General features: G+C 33.2%; 22 protein-coding genes and 1 riboswitch. Of the genes, 18 read left to right on the forward strand and 4 right to left on the reverse strand.

Features of this window, described 5'->3' with window-relative positions; translation table 11 throughout:
• Positions 1–8: 8 nt before the first annotated feature.
• From atpA to fabZ, 7 genes are all read left to right on the forward strand, one after another.
• Positions 9–1,520, forward strand: coding sequence for a F0F1 ATP synthase subunit alpha (gene atpA / locus D9V42_RS11815; RefSeq protein WP_107530642.1), 1,512 nt, complete (start codon positions 9–11; stop codon positions 1,518–1,520).
• Between the two features lie 31 nt (positions 1,521–1,551).
• Entirely contained in the window at positions 1,552–2,418 is an 867-nt protein-coding gene (gene atpG, locus D9V42_RS11820) for an ATP synthase F1 subunit gamma (protein ID WP_017722093.1), read from the forward strand.
• 21 nt (positions 2,419–2,439) lie between these two features.
• Positions 2,440–3,852 carry a F0F1 ATP synthase subunit beta gene (atpD, locus tag D9V42_RS11825; protein WP_017722094.1) on the forward strand — a complete coding sequence of 471 codons (1,413 nt, stop codon included), beginning with the start codon at positions 2,440–2,442 and terminating at the stop codon, positions 3,850–3,852.
• Positions 3,853–3,871: 19 nt separating this feature from the next.
• Positions 3,872–4,276 carry a F0F1 ATP synthase subunit epsilon gene (locus tag D9V42_RS11830; RefSeq protein ID WP_017722095.1) on the forward strand — a complete coding sequence of 135 codons (405 nt, stop codon included), beginning with the start codon at positions 3,872–3,874 and terminating at the stop codon, positions 4,274–4,276.
• A gap of 352 nt (positions 4,277–4,628) precedes the next feature.
• Positions 4,629–4,862 carry a DUF1146 family protein gene (locus D9V42_RS11835; protein ID WP_107555613.1) on the forward strand — a complete coding sequence of 78 codons (234 nt, stop codon included), beginning with the start codon at positions 4,629–4,631 and terminating at the stop codon, positions 4,860–4,862.
• A 107-nt stretch (positions 4,863–4,969) separates the two neighbouring features.
• Positions 4,970–6,235, forward strand: coding sequence for a UDP-N-acetylglucosamine 1-carboxyvinyltransferase (gene murA / locus D9V42_RS11840; protein ID WP_122065106.1), 1,266 nt, complete (start codon positions 4,970–4,972; stop codon positions 6,233–6,235).
• A gap of 57 nt (positions 6,236–6,292) precedes the next feature.
• Positions 6,293–6,730 carry a 3-hydroxyacyl-ACP dehydratase FabZ gene (gene fabZ, locus D9V42_RS11845; RefSeq protein ID WP_017722098.1) on the forward strand — a complete coding sequence of 146 codons (438 nt, stop codon included), beginning with the start codon at positions 6,293–6,295 and terminating at the stop codon, positions 6,728–6,730.
• 49 nt (positions 6,731–6,779) lie between these two features.
• Here the strand turns inward: fabZ and D9V42_RS11850 are convergent, their stop codons facing one another.
• Positions 6,780–7,220, reverse strand: coding sequence for a YwpF-like family protein (locus D9V42_RS11850; RefSeq protein ID WP_017722099.1), 441 nt, complete (start codon positions 7,218–7,220; stop codon positions 6,780–6,782).
• Between the two features lie 190 nt (positions 7,221–7,410).
• Here D9V42_RS11850 and D9V42_RS11855 point away from each other — a divergent pair, with 190 nt between their 5' ends.
• From D9V42_RS11855 to yidC, 7 genes are all read left to right on the forward strand, one after another.
• The gene (locus tag D9V42_RS11855; RefSeq protein ID WP_107555615.1) at positions 7,411–7,830 is read left to right on the forward strand and encodes a single-stranded DNA-binding protein; all 420 of its coding nucleotides are present in this window, start codon (positions 7,411–7,413) and stop codon (positions 7,828–7,830) included.
• A gap of 426 nt (positions 7,831–8,256) precedes the next feature.
• Positions 8,257–8,937, forward strand: coding sequence for a transglycosylase family protein (locus D9V42_RS11860; RefSeq protein ID WP_122065108.1), 681 nt, complete (start codon positions 8,257–8,259; stop codon positions 8,935–8,937).
• A gap of 260 nt (positions 8,938–9,197) precedes the next feature.
• Positions 9,198–9,296, forward strand: a riboswitch (TPP riboswitch).
• A gap of 76 nt (positions 9,297–9,372) precedes the next feature.
• On the forward strand, positions 9,373–10,053 hold the full coding sequence (gene tenA, locus D9V42_RS11865) for a thiaminase II (RefSeq protein WP_122065110.1): 681 nt from the start codon (positions 9,373–9,375) through the stop codon (positions 10,051–10,053).
• 1 nt (position 10,054) lies between these two features.
• On the forward strand, positions 10,055–10,876 hold the full coding sequence (gene thiD / locus D9V42_RS11870) for a bifunctional hydroxymethylpyrimidine kinase/phosphomethylpyrimidine kinase (protein WP_107555887.1): 822 nt from the start codon (positions 10,055–10,057) through the stop codon (positions 10,874–10,876).
• Complete coding sequence (gene thiM, locus D9V42_RS11875; RefSeq protein ID WP_122065112.1) at positions 10,869–11,657, forward strand: hydroxyethylthiazole kinase; 789 nt, start codon at positions 10,869–10,871, stop codon at positions 11,655–11,657. Before thiD ends, thiM begins: the two co-directional genes overlap by 8 nt.
• Before the next feature lie 2 nt (positions 11,658–11,659).
• Positions 11,660–12,298 carry a thiamine phosphate synthase gene (thiE, locus tag D9V42_RS11880; protein WP_122065114.1) on the forward strand — a complete coding sequence of 213 codons (639 nt, stop codon included), beginning with the start codon at positions 11,660–11,662 and terminating at the stop codon, positions 12,296–12,298.
• 87 nt (positions 12,299–12,385) lie between these two features.
• Positions 12,386–13,255: a membrane protein insertase YidC gene (gene yidC, locus D9V42_RS11885; RefSeq protein WP_107555884.1), complete on the forward strand. Its 870-nt coding sequence runs from the start codon at positions 12,386–12,388 to the stop codon at positions 13,253–13,255.
• Positions 13,256–13,352: 97 nt separating this feature from the next.
• On the opposite strand, the gene D9V42_RS11890 is transcribed toward yidC, so the two are convergent.
• Both D9V42_RS11890 and cls read right to left on the reverse strand, forming a co-directional pair.
• A complete protein-coding gene (locus tag D9V42_RS11890) occupies positions 13,353–14,000 on the reverse strand; it encodes an HD domain-containing protein (protein WP_122065116.1) in 648 nt (215 codons plus the stop codon).
• A gap of 111 nt (positions 14,001–14,111) precedes the next feature.
• Positions 14,112–15,596, reverse strand: coding sequence for a cardiolipin synthase (gene cls, locus D9V42_RS11895; RefSeq protein WP_122065118.1), 1,485 nt, complete (start codon positions 15,594–15,596; stop codon positions 14,112–14,114).
• Positions 15,597–15,738: 142 nt separating this feature from the next.
• On the opposite strand from cls, the gene csoR reads away from it, so the two are divergent.
• The 3 genes from csoR to D9V42_RS11910 all read left to right on the forward strand — a co-directional run bounded on the left by csoR (position 15,739) and on the right by D9V42_RS11910 (position 16,608).
• The gene (gene csoR, locus D9V42_RS11900; protein WP_122065120.1) at positions 15,739–16,032 is read left to right on the forward strand and encodes a copper-sensing transcriptional repressor CsoR; all 294 of its coding nucleotides are present in this window, start codon (positions 15,739–15,741) and stop codon (positions 16,030–16,032) included.
• A 5-nt stretch (positions 16,033–16,037) separates the two neighbouring features.
• Positions 16,038–16,250, forward strand: a complete 213-nt coding sequence (gene csoZ, locus D9V42_RS11905) for a putative copper chaperone CsoZ (RefSeq protein WP_318755443.1) — start codon at positions 16,038–16,040, stop codon at positions 16,248–16,250.
• A gap of 217 nt (positions 16,251–16,467) precedes the next feature.
• A complete protein-coding gene (locus D9V42_RS11910; RefSeq protein ID WP_017722111.1) occupies positions 16,468–16,608 on the forward strand; it encodes an Lmo0850 family protein in 141 nt (46 codons plus the stop codon).
• 258 nt (positions 16,609–16,866) lie between these two features.
• Here D9V42_RS11910 and D9V42_RS11915 read toward each other — a convergent pair whose 3' ends face one another.
• Entirely contained in the window at positions 16,867–18,072 is a 1,206-nt protein-coding gene (locus D9V42_RS11915; protein ID WP_107555880.1) for an FtsW/RodA/SpoVE family cell cycle protein, read from the reverse strand.
• A 251-nt stretch (positions 18,073–18,323) separates the two neighbouring features.
• Here D9V42_RS11915 and D9V42_RS11920 point away from each other — a divergent pair, with 251 nt between their 5' ends.
• Positions 18,324–19,394, forward strand: a complete 1,071-nt coding sequence (locus D9V42_RS11920; protein ID WP_107530627.1) for a D-alanine--D-alanine ligase — start codon at positions 18,324–18,326, stop codon at positions 19,392–19,394.
• Positions 19,395–19,400: the final 6 nt, after the last annotated feature.

Below are 19,400 nucleotides of genomic sequence, written 5' to 3' on the forward strand. Positions count from 1 at the left end.
TGACATAGATGGCCATTAAAGCTGAAGAAATCAGTGCATTACTTCGCTCACAAATAGAAAATTATGAGTCGGAAATGGCAGTTACTGATGTAGGTACAGTTCTACAAATTGGTGATGGCATCGCTTTAATCCACGGATTAAATGATGTTATGGCTGGTGAGCTAATAGAATTCAAAAGTGGCGTTCTAGGCTTAGCACAAAACTTAGAAGAATCAAATGTAGGTGTCGTTATTTTAGGACCATACGCTGATATCAAAGAAGGGGACGAAGTAAAACGTACTGGACGTATTATGGAAGTACCTGTAGGTGATGAATTAATCGGTCGTGTGGTTAATCCATTAGGACAAGCTATTGATGGGCAAGGACCAATCAATACTACTAAAACACGCCCAGTAGAGAAGAAAGCAACGGGTGTAATGGATCGTAAATCCGTTGATGAACCACTACAAACAGGTATTAAAGCCATTGATGCGCTTGTACCAATTGGTCGTGGCCAACGTGAATTGATCATCGGTGACCGTCAAACTGGTAAAACAACAGTAGCAATCGATACAATCTTAAACCAAGCTGACCAAGATACAATCTGTATCTATGTTGCAATTGGACAAAAAGATTCAACAGTTCGTGCCAATGTTGAAAAATTACGTCAAGAAGGCGCATTAGATTATACAATTATCGTATCTGCATCAGCAGCAGATCCAGCTCCAATGCTTTACATAGCGCCATATGCTGGTGTTGCTATGGCTGAGGAATTCATGTTTGCTGGTAAAGACGTATTAATCGTTTACGATGACTTAACGAAACAAGCTGCAGCTTACCGTGAATTATCACTATTATTACGTAGACCGCCAGGCCGTGAAGCTTATCCAGGTGATGTATTCTACTTACACAGTAGATTACTTGAGAGAGCTGCCAAATTAAATGATGATTTAGGTGGAGGCTCAATTACTGCTTTACCAATTATCGAAACACAAGCTGGTGATATTGCAGCATACGTTCCAACAAACGTGATCTCAATTACTGACGGACAAATCTTCTTACAATCAGATTTATTCTTCTCTGGTGTTAGACCTGCAATTAACGCAGGACAATCCGTGTCACGTGTTGGTGGTTCAGCTCAAATTAAAGCAATGAAAAAAGTTGCCGGTACATTACGTTTAGATTTAGCGTCTTATCGTGAATTAGAGTCATTTGCTCAATTTGGTTCTGATTTAGATGAGTTCACTGCTCAAAAATTAGAGCGTGGTAAACGTACGGTTGAAATCTTGAAACAAGATAAAAATAAACCACTACCTGTAGAAAACCAAGTTTTAATTATTTATGCTTTAACTAAAGGTTATTTAGACGATATCCCTGTTGAAGATATTACACGTTTTGAAGACGAGTTAAATCAATGGGCTAAATCTAATGCGACTGAATTATTAAATGAAATCAGAACATCAGGTGCGCTTCCTAAAGATGACGCGTTTGAATCTGCAATTAATGAATTCAAAAAAAGTTTCAGTAAATCCGAAGCGTAATAGTTAAAGTTAAATAAAAGGTGGTGAGATAATGGGATCTCTTAAAGAGATTGATACACGTATAAAATCAACCAAAAAAATGAAACAGATTACGAAAGCAATGAACATGGTATCAAGTTCAAAATTGCGTCGTGCTGAAAGTAATACAAAACAATTCAGACCTTATATGGAAAAAATGCAAGATGCTATTACTGCAGTAGCTGGTGCTGATAAAAATTCGCATCATCCAATGTTACAACAACGTGAAGTGAAGAAAAGTGGTTACTTAGTGATTACTAGTGATAAAGGCCTTGCAGGTGCATATAACGCAAATGTACTCAAGCACCTAGTGAAAGATATAGAGAGTAAACATGCTAGTAAGGATGAATACTCAATCCTAGTCTTAGGACAAACAGGTGTGGATTTCCTTAAAAATAAGGGATATGAAATTCATGAATCGCTAATAGATGTACCAGATCAACCTTCATTTAAAGAAGTACAAGCGATTGCTAAAAAAGCGATTGATTTGTATAGCGAAGAAGTTGTGGATGAGGTTAAAATTTATTTTAGTCATTTCGTTAGTGTATTAGAAAATACGCCTTCAACTAAAACTGTGCTTCCATTGTCTCCTGAAGATTCTAGTTTAGGACATGGTCAAATGTCTTCATATGAGTTTGAACCAGATAAAGAAGCGATATTAAGCGTTATTCTACCTCAATATGTAGAGAGTTTAATATATGGAACAATTTTAGATGCAAAAGCAAGTGAACATGCTACACGTATGACTGCAATGAAAAATGCTTCTGATAATGCGTCAGATATTATTGATGACTTATCAATACAATATAACAGAGCAAGACAAGCAGCGATAACTCAACAAATCACTGAAATCGTTGGTGGTTCAGTAGCGCTTGAATAATTATTAAAGGAGGAAAAAAACATGGGATTAGGCCGTGTAACACAAGTTATGGGTCCAGTAATTGATGTTCGTTTTGAGCACAATGAAGTTCCAGAGATTAACAACGCCTTAGTACTTGATGTAGAAAGAGACGAAGGTACTGTTTCTCTTACATTAGAAGTCGCATTACAATTAGGCGACGATGTAGTTCGTACGATTGCAATGGATTCAACTGATGGTGTTAAACGTGGTACAGAAGTTCGAGATAGTGGTAGCAGTATTAGCGTACCAGTTGGTGATGCTACACTTGGACGTGTATTTAACGTTTTAGGTGATACAATTGATTTAGATGATAAACTTGAAAGCTCCGTTAAACGTGATCCAATTCATAGAGAATCACCTGCTTTTGACCAATTATCAACAAAAGTTGAAATTTTAGAGACAGGTATCAAAGTAATTGATTTACTTGCACCATATATTAAAGGTGGTAAAATCGGTTTATTTGGTGGAGCCGGTGTAGGTAAAACGGTATTAATTCAAGAATTAATTAACAATATTGCTCAAGAACATGGTGGTATTTCAGTTTTTGCTGGTGTAGGTGAACGTACACGTGAAGGTAATGACTTATACTATGAAATGAGCGATAGTGGTGTTATTAAGAAAACTGCCATGGTGTTTGGTCAAATGAACGAACCACCTGGTGCGCGTATGCGTGTTGCATTATCTGGTTTAACAATGGCAGAACATTTCCGTGATGAACAAGGCCAAGATGTTTTACTATTTATTGATAACATTTTCAGATTTACACAAGCTGGTTCAGAAGTATCAGCGTTGTTAGGCCGTATGCCTTCAGCCGTTGGTTATCAACCAACACTTGCTACTGAAATGGGACAATTGCAAGAACGTATCACATCAACTACAAAAGGTTCGGTTACTTCTATTCAAGCAGTATTCGTACCGGCCGATGACTATACTGACCCAGCGCCAGCTGCAGTATTTGCTCACTTAGATGCAACAACAAACTTAGAGCGTAAATTAACTGAAATGGGTATTTACCCAGCAGTTGACCCGTTAGCATCTACATCAAGAGCACTTGATCCAACAATCGTTGGCCAAGATCATTATGAAATAGCACGTGATGTACAATCTACATTACAAAAATATAGAGAATTACAAGACATCATTGCTATTTTAGGTATGGACGAATTATCTGAAGAAGATAAACAAACAGTTGAACGTGCACGTCGTATTCAGTTCTTCTTATCACAAAACTTCCACGTAGCTGAACAATTTACTGGTCAAAAAGGATCATACGTACCTGTTCAAAAAACTGTAGAAGGCTTCAAAGCAATTTTAGATGGTGAATATGACCATATCCCAGAAGATGCATTCCGTCTTGTAGGTAGTATGGAAGAAGTAGTTGCCAAAGCTAAAGATATGGGTGTTGAAGTTTAAAAATTAGGAGGTATGGATAATGAACACATTAAGCCTAAATATTGTCACTCCTAATGGTTCTGTTTACGACCGAGAAGATGTTAATCTTGCAGTATTACAAACTACTGCAGGTGAGATTGGTGTCATGTATGGACATATTCCAACTGTTGCAGCACTTGAAATTGGCTATGTCAAAATAAATTTTGACGGTGGTTCAGAATATATTGCAGTGAGTGAAGGTTTTGTTGAAGTAAGACAAGATAAATTATCAATTATTGTACAAACTGCAGAACCTGCGAAAGAAATAGATGTTGCTAGAGCAGAATTAGCAAAATCTAGAGCAGAATCTCATTTGAATAATGAAGAAGATAGTAGCGATATTAATAGAGCTAAACGTGCTTTAGATCGTGCGAATAACCGTATTCGTGTTGCTAATTTACAATAAATTATGCGTTAAAGTTTCTTAAGTAGAAATGTCTTAAACTGTTGATAAAGTCACTGGCTTTATCGACAGTTTTTTTATGTTGTTAGTGAAATACTGTGCTTTACTTTCAAATAGTCTTTACTATTCATTTTACAATCAATGATTGATAATATTATTTTTACATAATAGTTACAATGAGCTATGTGATTGATGCGTTACGTTTCTTTGGAAAGAATATGAATAATACATTTGAAACGGGGAAAAGGTACCATATAAGTAGTGAGAATACCTTAATTAGTCCAGTACTAAAAGTATCATTTCGTTTATTTTTCATGTAAAATAAATGGATAGTGTAAAGCGAGGAGCATGACTTATGGAATATTTAGGACAATTTTCGATTGTACATCTCATCTTACATGTTATTTGTATTTGTATTGCTTATTGGGCACTAAACTCAGTAAGGTTAGAGCAGTTTTTTAAAAAAGGATTCCCTATGCAAGTTCAAATTTGCATGATTTTCTTAGCGATTTTATTAGGTACTGCTGTAAGTAATTTTATTGTGGATTTACTACAATTTTCAACACAAATAAAATATTTGGCACAATAATTCAAATGCTTGTATATTTTTTTGAATTATAGATATAATTAATAAGAAGTACTTAATGGTAAAAAAATTAAAACGAAATATATAAGTAGTTAAGTGGAGGATTTAAGATGGATATGATAGAAATCAACGGTGGAAGTAGATTAACTGGTGAAGTCAAAGTTTCAGGTGCAAAAAATGCTGTATTACCAGTATTAACTGCTTCACTATTAGCATCAAAAGGTGTCAGCAAACTTATGAATGTGCCTGCATTAAGTGATGTAGAAACAATTAATAATGTTATTTCAACGTTAAACGCAGACGTTTCTTATAATAAAGAAGAAGAATCTGTTACGGTTGATGCAACAAAGCAACTAAATGAAGAAGCACCTTACGAATATGTGAGTAAAATGAGAGCAAGTATTCTTGTTATGGGTCCTTTATTGGCGCGTTTAGGCCATGCCAAAGTTGCCTTACCAGGTGGTTGTGCGATTGGTTCTAGACCTATCGAACAACATATTAAAGGTTTCCAAGAATTAGGCGCAGACATTCATATGGATGGCGGTTTTATTTATGCTAGTACTGATAATGGTTTAAAAGGAACAACAATCCATTTAGATTTTCCAAGTGTAGGTGCTACACAAAACATAATCATGGCAGCATCTTTAGCAGAAGGTAAAACAGTATTAGAAAATGTTGCTCGTGAACCTGAAATCGTTGATTTAGCTAATTACATAAATGAAATGGGAGGAAATGTTACTGGCGCAGGAACAGACACAATTATCATACATGGTGTAGATGAGTTACATGGTGTTGAACATGCGATTATTCCTGATAGAATTGAAGCCGGTACATTGTTAATTGCTGGTGCAATTACTCGTGGTGACGTTTTAGTTAATGGCGCGATTAAAGAGCATATGACAAGCCTAGTATATAAATTAGAAGAAATGGGTGTCAATTTAGACTATCAAGATGACGCGATTCGAGTGACTGTTGAAGATGAACTGAAACCAGTAGATATCAAAACATTACCACATCCTGGTTTCCCTACTGACATGCAATCTCAAATGATGGCATTATTACTTACAGCCGAAGGTCATAAAGTAGTTACTGAAACAGTATTTGAAAATAGATTTATGCATGTAGGAGAATTTAAGCGCATGAATGCTAAAATCACAGTTGAAGGTAGAAGTGCTAAAATAGAAGGTAAAAGTCAACTCCAAGGAGCACAAGTAAAAGCAACAGACTTACGTGCCGCAGCTGCATTGATTTTAGCTGGTTTAGTAGCAGATGGCACAACCCAAGTTACTGAATTAAAACATTTAGACAGAGGTTATGTTGATTTGCATGGTAAGTTAAATGCGTTAGGTGCAGATATTAGACGTATAGACAAGTAAAATCTTGCTACAATAATTTATGAATTGCAACAGAAGAAGATTTGGAGGAAGCAAACAATGGAAACAATTTTTGATTACAATGAAATAAAAGAAATTATACCACATAGACAACCTTTTTTATTAATCGATCGTGTGGTTGAATATGAAGCAGGTGAACGTTGCGTTGCAATTAAACAAGTTTCTGGTAATGAACCATTTTTCCAAGGTCATTTCCCTGATTACGCCGTTATGCCTGGTGTATTGATAACAGAAGCACTGGCTCAAACAGGTGCTGTAGCTATCTTAAATAGTGAAGAAAATAAAGGAAAACTAGCACTATTTGCAGGTATAGATAAATGTAGATTTAAGAAACAAGTAACTCCTGGTGACACATTAAAACTAGAAGTTGAAATTACTAAAATGCGTGGACCAATTGGTAAAGGTAATGCCAAGGCTACAGTAGATGGTCAATTGGCTTGTAGTTGTGAATTAACGTTTGCCATTCAAGCTAAATAAAGAAAAGCCTCAAGGTTTAGGTGTATCATACACCAGCCTTGAGGCTTTTCTATTTTTCTATTTTTTCATCTTTTAGACGTGGTTTCGATTGCATCATTCGATTAAATGATTTTTTCAGTTCTTCGCCAGTTAATCCTTCATCAATTAACTGTTCTAATAAACTTTCTGCATAAACTTGTCTAAGTGTATAAATGTGACATTCAAAAACGACAGAAATAGAATGTTCAAGCTTACTGATATTTTTGATCGTTGCATCAAAAAGTGCTGGATCATTTGCAGGACGTGTAATAACCACACGTATATCTAATAACGTTTCATCTTCCATATATGTTTTCATTGTTTCATAATGAAAGTCTGATATAACAATTTCTAATAACCAACCAGTACCACTATTTTCTTTATTGATTATAACGCCATCTTCTAATTCGTATTCAGTGACGCCACCACTTTCTGATACGATTTGAAATCGAACAGCTTTAAATGATTTCATCGTTCTCACATCCATTTAATAAATTTAAATTCTACAATTATTTCATTTATACAATCATTATAACGTAATTTTAAATAGTAGAGGTGAATTTTGTAGAATTTAGTGTGAATTCACTTTTAAATTCTAGTATTAATGTATTTTGACCTGAGATTTGAAAATGATTAGTATAAAGTTATAAAGGAGGTGACATATGATTAACAACATTGTCATAGTAGGGAGATTAACCAAAGACCCTAAAATTTATGAAAAGGAGGGGAATAAGTTAGCTACAATGTGTGTAGCGATAACAAGAAATTATAGAGATAAGGATCAAAATACCATTTGTGATTATTTATATTGTAAGGCAGTTGGTAAAATAGCTAATAATATCGAACTATATTTAAATAAAGGATCACTTGTGGGAATTACTGGTCAAATGCAATCACGAAAATATGAAAAAGAAGGGCAGATGCATTATGTATCAGAACTTTTTATTGAAACGATTAAATTTATGTCTCCGAGAAACAAAGATGAAGTTAGTGAATTTCATGAAACATCCCCTATAGATCAAGTTTGTAATTCAATTAAAGATAAAAGTCTACAAGACAATGAAATATATGAAATTGTATAATACTCCCAATTTAAACCTACCTAAAAATTAACCCACCCAAATCTATATACATTAAATCCTACTATCAATTATACTTCTTCAGGCTATTCCTCTTCATATAAGTAAAAAAGAGGGATAGCTTTTTAAATATAAAATGTTTTGAGAAATGAGAGAGAAGAAATAAATCTAAGGCGCATTATCCAGAATAGTCAGATAAATTACAATTATATTACATGCTATATAACGATAAAATATTCTGGAAAACTTTCACAGTAGTATTTAAAAAGAAAAAAATTAATTTCAAAATATATTTATATGTAATTTAATCGTAAAAAAACTACAGGTTTTTTCATTTCTCTGTAACCTACAATGGTTTTATGAATGTTATAGTTGTACTTGCAAATTAATGATAAATAACTTATTACCTTATAGGAGGACTTTTTTACAATGAAAAAAACAGTAATTGCATCAACTTTAGCAGTAGGACTTGGAGTAACAGGATTTGCAGCAGGAAATTCAGCTGACGCTGCTGAACAAGGTGTAGACAAAGCTCAATTAGCGCAACAAGCACTAACTAATCCAGAATCATTAAACGAAGCACCAGTTCAAGAAGGTGCGTATGACATTAATTTCACATATAATAATACAAACTTTAACTTTTCTTCAGACGGTGAAAACTTTAGCTGGAGCTACGGTGAAGGTTCAAGCGAAGAATCAAATACGTCAGTAGAGCAAACTACAGATAATAATGCACAAGAAGAGCAAGCTCAAACTGCAACAGAGCAACCAACACAAGAAGCAGCACCTAAAGAAGAAACAACACAACAACCACAACAAGAAGCAACTTCACAACCTTCTTCTAGTTCAAATGAAGCTTCAGAAGGTTCATCAGGCGTAAATGCACACTTACAACAAATTGCACAACGTGAATCAGGTGGCGATATTCATGCTACAAATCCATCATCAGGCGCTTCAGGTAAGTTCCAATTCTTACAAAGCACATGGGATTCAGTAGCACCTGCTCAATATCAAGGTCAACCAGCTGGTAATGCACCAGAAGCAGTACAAGACGCTGCAGCTCAAAAATTATATGATGAAGTTGGCCCTTCACAATGGGTAACTGCATAATATAACAGTAACCAAATAAAGTATATTATTAGAGCCCTCGACATGACTATATGTCGAGGGCTTTTTATCGTATAGACACCACGCTAGTGGAGTATATAAAGTTAAAGATGAATATCATTTATAAATTAGTTATATTTCTGAGGGCAAAATTAATCTAATTACATCATTTTAACTAAATATAATTCTGCCCCCTTTTTATATAAACCATTTTATTGCAATAGGTGGCATACTTTGATATGTTTTAGGTAAATATAATATATAAAATCTACTAGGGGAGCCTTTTGGCTGAGATGATTTACGTCAGACCCTTACAACCTGATTTGGTTAATACCAACGTAGGAAAGTAGTTTAATTATAGTTGAATTGCTGTACCTTTCTATTAATTAACTACATTCCTAGTTGGAATGTAGTTTTTATTTTATAGGAGGAAATCACTTGTTATTTTCAGAAATGTTAAAAAAAGAGTCACAATATATCATCAATGATATTTATGAGGATCCATTTATTCAAGGGATGTTGCACGGTAATTTACCTAGTGATGCAACCAAATTTTATTTACGTGCCGACGCATCGTATTTAAAAGAATTTGCTAATATATATGCATTGCTTATTCCAAAAATGAATAAATTAGAAGACGTGAAGTTTTTAGTGGAACAAATTCAGTTTATTGTTGATGGTGAAGTGGAAGCACATGAAATATTAGCTGAATATGTTGGAGAAAATTATGATGATATTGTAAGTGAAAAAGTATGGCCACCAAGTGGTGATCATTATATTAAGCACATGTATTTTAATGCGTATGCAAAGGAAAATGCAGCATATACGATTGCTGCTATGGCACCTTGTCCATATGTTTACCAAGCGATTGCTCAACGTGCTTTAGAAGATAATCAATTAAATAGAGATTCGATATTAGCAAAATGGTTCGATTTTTATAGCACTGAAATGGATGAATTGGTCGATGTATTTGATAAATTATTGAATAAACTAACTGAAGCCTGTACTGTGGATGAAAAGCATGAAATAAAAATGTGTTTTTTACAAAGTACGATTCATGAACGTAATTTCTTTAATATGTCATATATCGAAGAAGATTGGTTATATGGAGGGGAATAGAATGAAAAAACCAAAAATTGCTTTAACGATTGCAGGTACTGACCCAACTGGTGGCGCTGGTGTTATGGCAGATTTAAAATCTTTTCATGCTTGCGGCGTGTATGGGATGGCCACGATAACAAGTATTGTAGCTCAAAATACGAAAGGCGTACAACATATACATAATTTAGAAACGCAATGGTTATCTGAACAACTTAGCAGTGTTTTTGATGATGAGTTACCACATGCAATTAAAACAGGGATGATTGCATCAAAAGATATGATGAAAGTTATTCAAGCGTATTTAGTATCGTATCCTGATATACCATATGTTATAGATCCAGTTATGCTGGCAAAAAGTGGAGATTCATTGATGGATGATGATGCTAAAAAGGATTTGCAAAATATTTTATTACCTTTAGCTACAGTCGCAACACCAAATTTACCTGAAGCAGAAGAAATCACTGGAATGACTATAAATGATGAAGCGTCTATTTATAAAGCCGGTGAAATTTTTATAAATGAAATTGGTAGTAAAGGTGTTGTGATTAAAGGTGGGCATGCAGAAGATTTAGATATAGCTAAAGACTACTTATTCACCAAGGATAATGTTTATACCTTTGAAGAGCCGCGTTATGAAACGAAACATACACATGGTACTGGATGTACATTTTCAGCGGTAATCACTGCGGAATTAGCCAAAGGTAAATCAATTTATGAAGCGGTAAAAAAAGCCAAATCCTTTATTTCATTAAGTATAAAATACACACCTGAAATTGGTCAGGGTAGAGGACCTGTGAACCATTTTGCATATATGAAGAAAGTAGGTTTAGATGATGAGTAGCTTGAATCTATTAAGAGAAAATAATCCGTTAGTTATTTGTTATACGAATGATGTTGTGAAGAATTTTACAGCCAATGGCTTATTAAGTTTAGGTGCGAGTCCAGCTATGAGCGAAGCACCGGAAGAAGCGTTTGATATGCTTACTTATGCAAATGCACTACTAATAAATATTGGTACACTGACGAAATCAAGAGAAGTAGATATTTTAAAGATTGCTAAAACGGCAAATCAAATAGGGACACCTATTGTTTTTGATCCCGTAGCGGTAGGCGCGTCTCAATATAGAAAAGATTTTTGTGCGACTTTCTTGAAAGAAATTGATGTTGCCGTAATCAAAGGTAATGCATCAGAAGTATTAGCATTGATGGATGCGGACACAACAATGAAAGGAACAGATAGTGACCAAGATTTAGATGCGATTACTATTGCTAAAAATGCATATTATCAATTTGATACAGCTATAGCCATCACAGGAGAAACAGATATTGTGGTTCAGGATAATAGAATTTATAAATTATCTAATGGGTCACCATTACTTGCAAAAGTAACAGGTGCAGGATGTCTATTAGGTGCAGTTATAGCTAGTTTTTTAAATAAAGATCAAAAAGTGACTGCGGAAATGTTGATAGAAGCTATTTCCATTTATAATATAGCTTCAGAACATGCTGAACAAAATTCAAAAAGTAACGGTCCTGGTTCATTTATGATTGAATTACTGAATGCACTTTATCATATTAAATATGATGACTATTTAAAATTGAGTAACAGACAAGAGGTGTAATGATGTTCGATAAAGCGAGTTTGAAAGTTTATTTTATATGTGGCACTCAAGATATACCTGAATCAAAATCGATAAAAGAAGTTGTAAAATTAGCCTTAGAGTCGGGTATCACTATGTTTCAATATAGAGAAAAGGGTAATGGCGCCTTAACTGGGAATGATAAAGTGGAGACGGCACAACAATTATTAGAACTATGTCACGCTTATAATGTACCTTTTATTGTAAATGACGATGTAACATTAGCTGAAAATATAAACGCTGATGGAATTCATGTAGGGCAAAATGATATGAAAGTTACGGCGTTTGCACAAAAATTTAAAAATAAAATTATTGGTTTAAGCATTAGTGATGTTAATGAATACCAACAATCTGATTTAACTGATGTTGATTATATCGGTGTTGGTCCCATGTATGCCACTAATTCTAAAAAGGATGCAAACTTACCAGTAGGTCCTGAAATGATACCTAAGTTAAGAAGTTATATTGAGGATTTTCCAATCGTTGCAATAGGTGGAATTACTGTTGATAATACCAAAGAAATAATACAAGCTGGAGCAGATGGTGTATCCATCATTTCTGCAATTAGTAAAAGTGATAATATAAGTAACACAGTGAGACAATTTTTACAAAATGTTGATTAAAGTATAAAAATTTCTTTTTTTGTTTTCTACTTCCCTCCTAATATGATAAAATAAATTCTATGTGAATATATCATTAGAGGTGGAAAAATGAAGAAGAAAGCGCTACTCCCTTTATTATTAGGTGTAATGGTCTTTTTAGCAGGCTGTGACTATTCAAAACCTGGAAATAGAGATGGATTTTTCTATAACACGTTCGTAGAGCCAATGGATAAAGTTATACATTGGTTAGGAACTAGTTTTAATAACGACTATGGTTTAGCAATCATAGTACTTGTATTGGCGATTCGTGTAGTATTATTGCCATTCATGTTATCAAACTATAAAAACAGTCACATGATGCGTGAGAAAATGAAGATTGCCAAACCAGATATTGACGCTATTCAAGAAAAGGTTAAACGTTCACGTACGCAAGAAGAGAAGATGGCAGCAAACCAAGAAATGATGGAAGTTTATAAAAAATATGATATGAACCCTATGAAGAGCATGTTAGGTTGTTTACCAATCTTAATCCAAATGCCGATTATTATGGGATTATTCTTCGTATTAAAATACCCTTCAAGTGGTGGTTTCACTGAACACCCTAACTTCTTATGGTTTAACTTAGCAAAACCAGATATTTGGATTACAATTATTGCAGGTATTTTATACTTCTTACAAGCATATGTTTCAAGTAAGAGTATGCCAAACGAACAACGTCAAATGGGTTATATGATGATGGTCATTTCACCTATAATGATTGTGTGGATTGCATTGAGTTCTGCATCTGCGTTAGGTCTATATTGGTCAGTCAGTGCGGCGTTCTTGATCGTACAAACGCAAGTAGCAAATATGTATTATTCAAAACTTGCTAAAAAAGAAGTGGCACCAATGATTGAAGCAATGGAGAAAAATAAAGCAGAATCAACTGGAAAAGGTAAAAACACACAAGTAGTATCTAAGAAAAACAAAAAGAAATAAAATAAGCACCAAGAATTAAATTTCTAGATATAAAAAGAATCCCGAACTGATTAATTAAATCAGCTCGGGATTCTTTTTGATTATTTCAAGTAGATGACTAGTAATACCATTCATCAAAAAATTGTTCAACAAATTGTTGCATGTATTTATGACGCTGTTGTGCGATTTGTTTTGCAGTCGTTGTGTGCATTAAATCTTTAAGTTTAAATAATTTTTCATAAAAATGTCTAATAGCAGAGGGCGACCATTCGCTATAAAAAGAGGCATCAACTTCATTAATATTCTTAGTATTATGTTCTAACCACATTGGTTCTTTAAAATGACTGGAAAATTGAAAAGTCCTAGCAATACCAATTGCACCAATTGCATCTAATCTATCAGCATCCCTTACAATTTGACCTTCGATAGATAAGGTTACATCGTTATTTTGGCCATTTTTATAACTGATATGTTCAATGATGTATAAGATATGTTGAAGTTGTTCGGGAGCTAATTGTAAGTTTGTTAGAAAATCTTTTAAGTATTGTAATGCTTTGTGAGTGTTTGTAAGTTTTGTATCAACTGTGTCATGTAACAAGCTTGCTAGTTGGATTGTTAACAAATCACCTACTTGTTCTTGTTCTGAGATGTATGTTGCCATTTTAACAACACGATTAACGTGAGCAATGTCATGTCCTGTTGCATCATGTTTATGAAACTGAGTCATGTATTCATTTGCCTGATTAAGTATGTCTGTATGATTCAAAATAAAATCACCTCTAAAGTTGTATATTGATATTGATGAATAAATGTTACTTATAAAATAAAGGTCTAAGTAGTTTAATATCACAAACTTTATCTTAGACCTCGTAACATACTATAATATTGGGGATAATAATCTAGAAATACCTTCTTTAAATTTAATCCATAAGCTTCGCTGTTTATAAATCTCTTTAGTTAATCTATAGGATACTTCCAAGTCTTTTTCGAAAGCTAATCTTAATTCTTTAGCTATATGTGTATCATAAATAAAGGCATTTATTTCAAAGTTTAATGTAAAGCTCCGATGGTCCATATTAGTAGTACCTACACTTGCAACTTCATCATCAATCACTAATGTTTTTGAATGTAAGAATCCATTATCATAATGGAATATATTTACACCAGCATCTAATAAGGAAGCAACGTTATTATATGTCGCCCAATATACAAATGGGTGATCAGGTTTATTTGGAATCATAATACTTACATCAACACCACCAAGAGCTGCAATTTTTATTGCATCTAAAAATGACTGATCTGGAATAAAGTAAGGAGATTGAATATTAATAGATTGTTTTGCTGAAGCAATCATTTTTAAATAACCATACTTAATTTGTTCCCAGGTTTCATCTGGACCACTGGATGCTATTTGTACACCTATGGTACCTCCTGAGTCTACATCTGGGAAATATCGATCAGCATATTTGAGGTTATCACGTGTAGCTTGCGAGTTCCAATCTAGCATGAAACGTAATTGTAAGGCGTTGACAGCATCACCTACAATACGTAAGTGTGTGTCTCTCCAATAACCAAATTTTTTCTTCTTGCCTAAATATTCTTCACCAACGTTAAAACCACCCACATAACCAATGTGACCATCAATGATAACAATCTTTCTATGGTTTCGATTATTCATTCTAAGATTGATAAGTGGCAATTTAGAAGGGAAGAACGCTTCTACTTGGCCACCATTTTTTCTGAAAGATTTAAAATCTTTCAGTGAAAGACCTCTAGAACCCATATCATCATAAAGCATTTTAACTTCAATCCCTTGTTCAAGCTTTTGCTCTAGGGCGTTCAAGATACGTTCTCCAAGTGAATCATTTCTAAAAATATAATATTGAATATGGATATAGTCAGTTGCTTCATCTATATCTTTAAGAAGCGAATCAAATTTTTCTTTGCCATCAGTAAAAATTTTGATTTCATTATCTGTTGTTAAGAAAGCAGCATTATTATATAACAACATTTGAACCATATCTTTAAACTTCACGATTTGATGATTGCCTTTAGAAAAGTCATCATTCTTTAAGGCTTCTAGTTGTTCACTTACAATCATTTCAATACCGATTTTATCATCTTCATCCAATGAGAAGATGTGATCACGCTGGATTTGTCTTCCAATAAATAGGTAAATAATAAAACCTAAGATGGGTATTAACACAAGGACTAAGAGCCAAGCCCACACTGAACCAGCTGATCTTCGTTCCATAAAAATAATTGTAAACGCAAAGATAAGGTTTAATATAAACGCAGTAATCAAAATAATATTAATCACTACATTGGTATAATTGAGTGACATTGAAAATATATCTATCATATTAAACCTCCAAAATACAATTAATTAATTTTTAACTAGTGAAAGTCTTAACTATTGTAACATGTTCAAACTGTTTTATCACTTGACTAATACCTATCTGGGGTATACGATATGAATGATATAAGTAGGAGGTGTTGAGAAAGTGACAGAAATACAAAAAGCACATCATTCAGACCAAATAAAATCAAATTTGAAATCAAGACTAAATAGAATTGAAGGACAAGTACGAGCAATTAACCGTATGATAGATGAAGATGTTTATTGTGATGACGTACTTACTCAAATTAGAGCGACACGTTCTGCGCTAAATAGTGTAGCAACTAAGTTATTGGATCATCATATGAAAAGTTGCATCATGGATAAAGTGGAAAAAGGCCAACAAGAGGAAGCGATGGAAGAATTGCTAGTAACTTTTCAAAAATTAATGAAGTATTAGGTAAGGTGACAAAAGTGCAATCAAAAGTAATTCATGTCTCAGGTATTAATTCAGAACAACAACAATATCAAATACAACAACAATTAATGAATGTTATAGGTGTACACAATGTTGCTATAGATAGCGATAAAGGAGAAATACTTATTAAATTTGAAACACCAGCGAGTTTAAATAATTTAGAAAAAGAAATTTATGATTTAGGATATCAAATATTTTAATAAACTAATAAAGTGAATTATATTACAATTTGAGTTTAAATACCCATGGCATCGTTATAAAATGTAAAATAGCAGCATAAAAACTAAAATTTAAATGGAATTTTACAATAAAAATTACTGTTTTTTTGAAGTAATTTAAAAAAATTTAATATAATGTGGTATTTTTCATTCAAAAAGGGTAAGATATAGTAGAAGCTAGAGATATAGGGGTGATGATATGAATAAAGATAACGAAAAAATTCAAAACGTAGTTAAACTATTATCATCATTAGGGGTAAACATAAAGAAAACCAAATCACGATTAGAAGTTATGCATACTCTACCAACTACTGTGAAAACCGCTAACGAATTGAAATAGTCAAGTTACCCAATGAAGTGATTGGAGCCAATGGTTCTAGTCGCTTTTTTTATTTTTACTATATGAAATAGGATTGATACAAAAATGTTCATAATCGATATTTATAATATTTTTTCATAAAAAGAACCCCTAAAAGTTAGATTTTTGTCTAACTTTTAGGGGTTCAACATCTTTAATTTAGTATCGCTATGTTTAGTGATTCTAAGTTGTACATTTATATGTAGACATAGCATTGTATAACGACAACATTAATAAAACCTAATTCTTTGATCTAGTTAATTGCGTTGTTGTTGAATATTGTTTTGGTTGGTGATAAGTAAACGATAATATAACACCGATTCCGCACATTAAACTCCATAATGAACTACCACCATAACTGATAAATGGTAATGGTATACCTGTTATTGGTAATAGCTGGATAGTCATGCCAATATTTTGTAATACATGGAATAAAACAAGCGTTGCATATCCAATAATAAATAATTTACTGAAGGGTAATTCGAATTTCGTAGCAAGTCTAACTAAATGGAATATAAAGGCTAAGAAAACTAATATTAAGATAACAGAACCGATAAATCCAAATTCTTCACCGATCACAGAAAATATAAAGTCTGTATGATTTTCTGGAATATAAACTTCACCATGATTAAACCCTTTACCAAATAGTTGTCCTGATCCAATGGCTTTAAGTGATTCAGTTAAATGATAACCATCACCACTACTATATGTGTAAGGATCAAGCCAAGAATTAATACGCCCCATTTGATAAGTCTTGATACCAAAACTATTTTCAATTAGTGAAGGCTTGTAAATGATTGAAAGAATAATGCTTGATGCTAAGACGATGCCTGCAATAAATACAGGTGCTAATATCTTCCAAGAAATACCGCTTACGACAATAACTCCTACTATAATTGCACAAAGTACCAACATAGTCCCTAAATCATTTTGTAATAATATAAGGCCCATTGGGATAACTGAAATGCCTGCAATTTTTAATAATAGTTTAAAATCAGTTTCTAAGGATTTGTTAAAGGTAAATTGATTATGTCTAGAAACTAATTTTGCAAGTGCTAGTATCAGTACAATTTTCATAAATTCTGAAGGTTGCACACTAATTGGCCCAAATTTATACCAACTTTTAGCTCCATTAATAATAGGTGTGATAGGTGTTTCTGGAATAATAATGAGTATAAATAAGGCTGCACAAAGTAAAAAATACAACAAGTATGTATATTTCATTAATTTCTTAGGTGACACGAGCATGATTAAACATGCGATCAAACCACCCAACACGTAATATAAAATCTGTCTTATGCTAAAGTTGGCACTATATTGGCCACCACCCATAGCTGAATTAATAATCGTGACACTAATTATTGCTAATAATACGAGGATACCTATTAAAACCCAGTCAATCCGCCGTATCCAATGGTTATTTTTTAATTGACGTGAAATTCTCATTTCTTACCCCTTTAAACTACTTAGATTTCTCTAGATTTGTATTATATATAGATTTTACCGAACTTTAGCATATTTTGCTAGAATGAGGGTGCTATATTTAGAAAATTATAATTATTGTGTTACTGTAAAACTTTAAAAATATACTCGAGATATCTTTGAAAAATAAATGCTTTTTATACTACTAAACAAATGCAAAAAATTATTAAATCGTGATATGATATAGTTTAAGAATTGTATATGGAGGCTAAAATATGGCTAAAGAAAATGTATGTATCGTATACGGAGGAAAAAGTGCAGAACACGATGTTTCAATATTAACAGCACAAAATGTTTTGAACGCTATTGATAAAGCACAATATCAAGTAGACATTATTTACATAACAAATGATGGTGCATGGAAAAAGAAAGAAAATATCGTAGACACTATAAATGATATAGACACTTTGCGTTTAACAGAAGTTGAAGCGGGAGAAATTTCCCAGTTGCTTAACGTAGGTAGTACTGGCAATCCTTATAGTGCAGTTTTCCCTGTATTACATGGGCCAAATGGTGAAGATGGTACAATCCAAGGTTTGTTTGAAGTGTTGGATATACCATATGTAGGGAATGGCGTTTTAGCTGCCTCAAGCTCAATGGATAAATTAGTAATGAAACAACTTTTTGCACACAGAGGCTTACCTCAATTGCCATATGTGAGTTTTTTAAGAAGCGAGTATCATAAATATGAAGGTAATATCTTAAAATTGGTACATGATAAATTAGAATATCCAGTGTTTGTTAAACCAGCTAACTTAGGATCAAGTGTAGGAATTAGTAAATGTAATAATGAAGAAGAATTAAAAGTTGGTATTGAAGAAGCATTTCAGTTTGACCGTAAGTTAGTTATTGAACAAGGTATTGATGCTAGAGAAATTGAAGTTGCTGTATTGGGTAATGATTATCCTGAAACTACTTGGCCTGGAGAGGTCGTGAAGGACGTTGCGTTCTATGATTACAAATCAAAATACAAAGATGGAAAGATTAGATTAGAAATTCCAGCTGATTTAGATGAAGAAGTTCAAATGACTTTAAGAAATATGGCTGTCGAAGCATTTAAAGCAACGGATTGTTCTGGTTTATTACGTGCCGATTTCTTTGTTACTGAAGATAATCAAATTTTTATAAATGAGACTAATGCTATGCCAGGTTTTACTGCGTTTAGTATGTATCCTAGTCTTTGGGAAAATATGGGTGTATCTTATGCAGAGTTAATTAAGAAATTAATTGAATTAGCTAAGGAAAAACACAATGATAAAAAACAAAATAAATACAAAATTGATTGAGGCGGA

This window comes from Staphylococcus pseudoxylosus, assembly GCF_003697915.1.
GTDB classification, from domain to species: Bacteria; Bacillota; Bacilli; order Staphylococcales; family Staphylococcaceae; genus Staphylococcus; species Staphylococcus pseudoxylosus.

Excerpts from the sequence above, each read along its gene's own strand:
- atpA (WP_107530642.1), top strand. The coding sequence starts at position 9 with ATGGCCATTAAAGCTGAAGAAATCAGTGCATTACTTCGCTCACAAATA.
- atpG (WP_017722093.1), top strand. The coding sequence starts at position 1,552 with ATGGGATCTCTTAAAGAGATTGATACACGTATAAAATCAACCAAAAAA.
- atpD (WP_017722094.1), top strand. The coding sequence starts at position 2,440 with ATGGGATTAGGCCGTGTAACACAAGTTATGGGTCCAGTAATTGATGTT.
- D9V42_RS11830 (WP_017722095.1), top strand. The coding sequence starts at position 3,872 with ATGAACACATTAAGCCTAAATATTGTCACTCCTAATGGTTCTGTTTAC.
- D9V42_RS11835 (WP_107555613.1), top strand. The coding sequence starts at position 4,629 with ATGGAATATTTAGGACAATTTTCGATTGTACATCTCATCTTACATGTT.
- murA (WP_122065106.1), top strand. The coding sequence starts at position 4,970 with ATGGATATGATAGAAATCAACGGTGGAAGTAGATTAACTGGTGAAGTC.
- fabZ (WP_017722098.1), top strand. The coding sequence starts at position 6,293 with ATGGAAACAATTTTTGATTACAATGAAATAAAAGAAATTATACCACAT.
- D9V42_RS11850 (WP_017722099.1), bottom strand. The coding sequence starts at position 7,220 with ATGAAATCATTTAAAGCTGTTCGATTTCAAATCGTATCAGAAAGTGGT.
- D9V42_RS11855 (WP_107555615.1), top strand. The coding sequence starts at position 7,411 with ATGATTAACAACATTGTCATAGTAGGGAGATTAACCAAAGACCCTAAA.
- D9V42_RS11860 (WP_122065108.1), top strand. The coding sequence starts at position 8,257 with ATGAAAAAAACAGTAATTGCATCAACTTTAGCAGTAGGACTTGGAGTA.
- thiD (WP_107555887.1), top strand. The coding sequence starts at position 10,055 with ATGAAAAAACCAAAAATTGCTTTAACGATTGCAGGTACTGACCCAACT.
- thiM (WP_122065112.1), top strand. The coding sequence starts at position 10,869 with ATGAGTAGCTTGAATCTATTAAGAGAAAATAATCCGTTAGTTATTTGT.
- thiE (WP_122065114.1), top strand. The coding sequence starts at position 11,660 with ATGTTCGATAAAGCGAGTTTGAAAGTTTATTTTATATGTGGCACTCAA.
- yidC (WP_107555884.1), top strand. The coding sequence starts at position 12,386 with ATGAAGAAGAAAGCGCTACTCCCTTTATTATTAGGTGTAATGGTCTTT.
- cls (WP_122065118.1), bottom strand. The coding sequence starts at position 15,596 with ATGATAGATATATTTTCAATGTCACTCAATTATACCAATGTAGTGATT.
- D9V42_RS11910 (WP_017722111.1), top strand. The coding sequence starts at position 16,468 with ATGAATAAAGATAACGAAAAAATTCAAAACGTAGTTAAACTATTATCA.
- D9V42_RS11915 (WP_107555880.1), bottom strand. The coding sequence starts at position 18,072 with ATGAGAATTTCACGTCAATTAAAAAATAACCATTGGATACGGCGGATT.
- D9V42_RS11920 (WP_107530627.1), top strand. The coding sequence starts at position 18,324 with ATGGCTAAAGAAAATGTATGTATCGTATACGGAGGAAAAAGTGCAGAA.